The 4,378-nt window shown below is 64.1% G+C and carries 5 protein-coding genes; 4 read left to right on the top strand and 1 reads right to left on the bottom strand.

All coding sequences use genetic code 11. From position 1 onward, the window contains the following. Positions 1-26: 26 nt before the first annotated feature. The 3 genes from istA to BFL43_RS29105 are packed head-to-tail and all read left to right on the top strand — an operon-like array spanning position 27 to position 2,483. A complete protein-coding gene (gene istA / locus BFL43_RS00215) occupies positions 27-1,547 on the top strand; it encodes an IS21 family transposase (protein ID WP_143694986.1) in 1,521 nt (506 codons plus the stop codon). Next, positions 1,544-2,338: an IS21-like element helper ATPase IstB gene (istB, locus tag BFL43_RS00210; RefSeq protein ID WP_084889715.1), complete on the top strand. Its 795-nt coding sequence runs from the start codon at positions 1,544-1,546 to the stop codon at positions 2,336-2,338. The genes istA and istB overlap by 4 nt, the downstream gene beginning before the upstream one ends. A gap of 1 nt (position 2,339) precedes the next feature. Next, positions 2,340-2,483: a hypothetical protein gene (locus BFL43_RS29105; protein WP_206186585.1), complete on the top strand. Its 144-nt coding sequence runs from the start codon at positions 2,340-2,342 to the stop codon at positions 2,481-2,483. A 274-nt stretch (positions 2,484-2,757) separates the two neighbouring features. Here the strand turns inward: BFL43_RS29105 and BFL43_RS00205 are convergent, their stop codons facing one another. Further along, a complete protein-coding gene (locus BFL43_RS00205) occupies positions 2,758-3,105 on the bottom strand; it encodes a hypothetical protein (RefSeq protein ID WP_084889720.1) in 348 nt (115 codons plus the stop codon). Between the two features lie 100 nt (positions 3,106-3,205). Here BFL43_RS00205 and BFL43_RS00200 point away from each other — a divergent pair, with 100 nt between their 5' ends. Beyond that, entirely contained in the window at positions 3,206-4,348 is a 1,143-nt protein-coding gene (locus BFL43_RS00200; protein ID WP_084889713.1) for an IS630 family transposase, read from the top strand. Positions 4,349-4,378: the final 30 nt, after the last annotated feature.

Raw genomic sequence — 4,378 nt, 5'->3', positions numbered from 1 at the left:
CACACCATCACCGCCTGGGAGTTCCATTGAAGTCTGCGAAGGACCGTATGGACATCATTTCTGCTTACCGCGAAGTCGGAAGCTACCGAGGAGCCGCCGAGCTGTGCGGCACCACCCACAAGACCGTCAAACGTGTCGTCGACCGGTTCGAGGCCGGCGACCAAGACCCTCCCGAGCGCGTTGAGCGCTCCCGCAACTACGACGCAGTCACCGCCCTGGTCGATGAACGCGTCAAGAGATCGCACGGCAAGATCACGGCCAAACGACTCCTGCCGGTCGCCCGGACCGCCGGTTACGACGGATCGGACCGCAACTTCCGACGTTTGGTCGCACAGTCAAAAGCGCAGTGGCGCAGAGATCATCACCGTGGACGCCGTCCCGCGGTGTGGGCGCCGGGTGACTACCTGGTCATCGATTGGGCCGTCGTCGGCGGCATCCATGTGTTCTGCGCGGTGCTCGCGTTCTCGCGGTGGCGGTTCGTTGCCTTCGCGACCAACGAAACCGCAACGACCACGTTGACGTTCATAGCCCACGCCCTCGAGGAGATTGGTGGAGTTCCCAAGCGGGTCCTGGCCGACCGGATGGGTTGCCTCAAAGGCGGTGTCGTGGCGAACGTGATGATCCCCACCCCGCAGTACGTCCGGTTCGCTGCCCACTACGGCTTCGCACCGGACTTCTGTCACGCCTCAGACCCTGAATCCAAAGGCATCGTCGAGCGCCTGTGCGACTACGTTCAGTCGGATTTGGCCATACCGCTGTGGACTGAGGCCAAGGTCGCGGCCGGCCGCGACGACGTGGTCCTGGATGTGCATCAGGCCAACACGGCCGCCCACGTGTGGTGCGTGGAGGTCAATTCCCGGCAGCACTCGGATACCTTCGCCATCCCGAACGAGCGACTCGAGGCTGAGCGGGAAGTGTTGGGGCAGTTGCCGTCTCTGCGGATGCAGGTCGGTCCGCCGCCGGTGACCCGCAAAGTCGACCGACTCTCATGTATCCGGTACGCTTCGGCCCGCTACTCGGTGCCCACCCGGCTGATCGGAACGACCGTGACCCTGGTGCAGGATGCGGGCCGGTTGCTGATCATCGAACCGAAATCCGGTGAGGTGGTCGCCGATCACCAGCTCGCTGCACCGGGTGAAGCGATTATCCTCGATGAGCACTACGGCGGCCCACGCCCGGCCCCGGACCGCGGACCCAGACCGAAAACTGCTGTGGAGAAACGGTTCTGCGCACTCGGCGAACCCGCTGAGCAGTTCCTCATCGGTGCCGCCGCGATCGGCAATACCCGCCTGAGCTCGGAGTTGGATGCACTGCTGGCGTTGGGCGCGGCCTACAGCGACACCCTGCTACTCGAAGCGCTGACCCGGGCGGTGGCGTTCAAACGGTTCCGGGCCGCTGATGTGCGTTCCATCCTGGCCACCGGCGCCGCAGCACCCACCCCACGACCACCCGGTGACGCCCTGATAGTGGACCTTCCCTCGGCGCCGACCAGATCGCTGCAGGCCTACAAACACACCCCGGCCACCGATAGCGAGGCCTCCTCATGACGACCGCCAAGACACCTAAACCAGCTGCACCACAGTCTATCCCAGAGCTGCCCGCCGATCTGGACCTTGCCCTGCGGCGGTTGAAACTGGCGGCGATCCGCCGCACCGCACCCGAAGTCCTGCTGACCGCCAAGACCCAACGCTGGACTCCTGAGGAGGTGGTGCGGACCCTGGTCGAGACGGAGATCGCTGCCCGCGATGCCTCCAACATCCGCAATCGTCTCAAGGCCGCGGCGTTTCCAGTCGCCAAGACGTTGGAGTCCTTCGACGTGGCGGCATCCTCGATCCAGCCGAAGGTGTTCGACTACCTGTCGTCGCTGGAATGGATACGAGCACAACATAACTTAGCGATCATCGGCCCCGCGGGTACAGGTAAATCTCACACCCTGATCGGGCTGGGGATCGCTGCTGTGCACTCCGGGCACAAAGTCCGGTACTTCACCGCTGCCGACCTCGTCGAAACGCTCTACCGCGGGCTGGCCGACAACACCGTCGGCAAAACCATCGAAGGACTGCTCCGCCAGGATCTGCTCATCATCGACGAAGTCGGATTCGCACCGCTCGACGACACCGGCACCCAACTGCTGTTCCGGCTCGTCGCCGGCGCCTACGAACGCCGATCCCTGGCGATCGCCTCGCACTGGCCGTTCGAAGACTGGGGCCGGTTTCTGCCCGAGCACACCACGGCCGCCAGCATCCTCGACCGGCTGCTGCACCACGCCACGATCGTCGTCACCGACGGCGACTCCTACCGCATGAAACACCGAACGGAGGGCCCCACCACAACCTGAATTGCCCACACAGGGCGGGGACTTTTACCTGGCCACCAGTGGGGACATCAAACTGGCCGTTGACATCACGATCCCGCCTGATGAACACGTGAAGAAGGCTTCTCTGTTGCCGGTGGTGTGGACGGCACCCGTTGCTGCATCGTGACTGCGACAAGTTCGTTGTGGGATACGGTTGTTGATGGTCAGACATCCGGCTGTTAGAGCGGGCGGCGGCATGGGGACGGCGGGCCACCGACTGCCGCCGTTGCCGCTCCTGCGCGCGGCGGCCGCCACGATGATGGTTATCAGCGCACTTATCCCCGTTGCCTGCACATCCGACGCCGATCACAGCGCTGCACCACACTCGGCAACAGCCACGTCGACCGCAGTACGGTGTGGAACGGTGCGAAGTGCGCAATCTGACTTAGTGGTCTGAGCCGTTAGTTCGTCGGGGGTATTTGCCAGGCTGTCGGGTCGCCGAGGTAGAGCCCGCATGCGGTGTCGAGTGCGTCTTCAGGGCTGCCGGTGAAGTCGCCTGTAGGCAGCAGCGAATCTTCGTACTTGCCCTTGGACGCGAGGTGGATCGCGAAGCCCCATCTGCTAGCGGAGCCGTTGTATCGCAGCCGCATCAACACCAGGACCGACTCGTCCGGTAGTACACCGTCGACGTAGGCGAACGCGCCACGAAATCGGACGTTGACTCGCGCGAGTTGCGGCCACCTCGTTCGGGCGTGGCCGCTGAGCTTGAGGCGCAGTGAGCTTTTCGTCGATTCCGGTGGTGTCGGCACGCATCCGATCGTGCCCGATCCGTGTGGTCCACCCAACATTTCGCGGATCATCGGCGTGCCGCGGCCCGAGACAGGTGTGACTCAGGTGTCCTTTTGAGGCATGAGTGACAAAACCGCTCGACCCTCGGCCTGCGTGATCGTCCTGTCCACCAGCGACCGTCAGGTTCTCGAAACATGGGTGAGGTGTGGGTCGACACCGCAGAAGACAGTGCTGCGGTCTCTGATCGTGCTGCTCGCCGCGGACGGCTGCACCAACGCAAGTATCGCCATCGAACTCGACGTTCATCCCGACACGGTCCGTAAGTGGCGCAGCCGGTTCCACCATCACGGTATCGATGCCCTCGCCGACGCACCACGGTCGGGCCGGCCACCGATCTACACCCCCGCTGACATCGCTGCAGTGAAAGCGTGGGCGTGTCAGATCCCGGCCGATCACGATATTCCGATCGCACGGTGGTCCACCCCGGAACTCGCCGCCCAACTCGCACGCGACGGCATGACCGTCTCGGTGTCGACGGTGCGCCGGTGGCTGGACGAGGATGCGCTCAAACCGTGGCAGCATCGCTCCTGGATCGCCGCCCGCGACCCGAACTTCGAGATGAGAGCATCTGTCGTTCTCGACCTGTACGCACGCCGCTACGCAGGCAAACCGTTGGGCAGCAACGAGTTTGTGATCTCGGCCGATGAAAAGCCGTCGATCCAAGCCCGCGACCGCTGCCACCGCACCACCGCCGCCGCACCAGGTCGCCCGATGCGCGTCAGCCACGACTACCGCCGCCGCGGCGCGCTCACCTACCTCGCTGCCTACGACGTCCACACCGCACGGGTCTTCGGCCGCTGCGAGCAAAGCACCGGCATCACCGAGTTCACCGCCCTCGTCGATCAGGTCATGACGAGCGAACCGTACGCGTCCGCCGACCGGGTGTTTTGGGTCGTCGACAACGGCTCCTCGCACCGCGGACAAGCATCGATCGACCGCCTCACCGCCCGATACCCGAACGCGGTCATGGTGCACACCCCGGTGCACGCATCATGGCTCAACCAAGTCGAGATCTACTTTTCCATCGTCCAACGCAAAGTCCTCACGCCCAATGACTTTCCCGACCTCACCTCAGTCGAGAACCGGTTGCACACCTTCGCCGAACGCTACAACCGCACCGCCGAACCCTTCGCCTGGAAATACACCCGCCGGGACCTCCACCGCCAACTCAAACTGATCGATCAAAGCAGCGAGGCGGCATGACCCCCCGACGAACTAACGGCTCAGACCACT

It is taken from the genome of Williamsia sp. 1135 (assembly GCF_002095395.1).
Lineage (GTDB): Bacteria > Actinomycetota > Actinomycetes > Mycobacteriales > Mycobacteriaceae > Williamsia.
The sequence above is the reverse complement of the archived record's forward strand: the minus strand, read 5'-3'. Positions and strand labels throughout refer to the sequence as shown.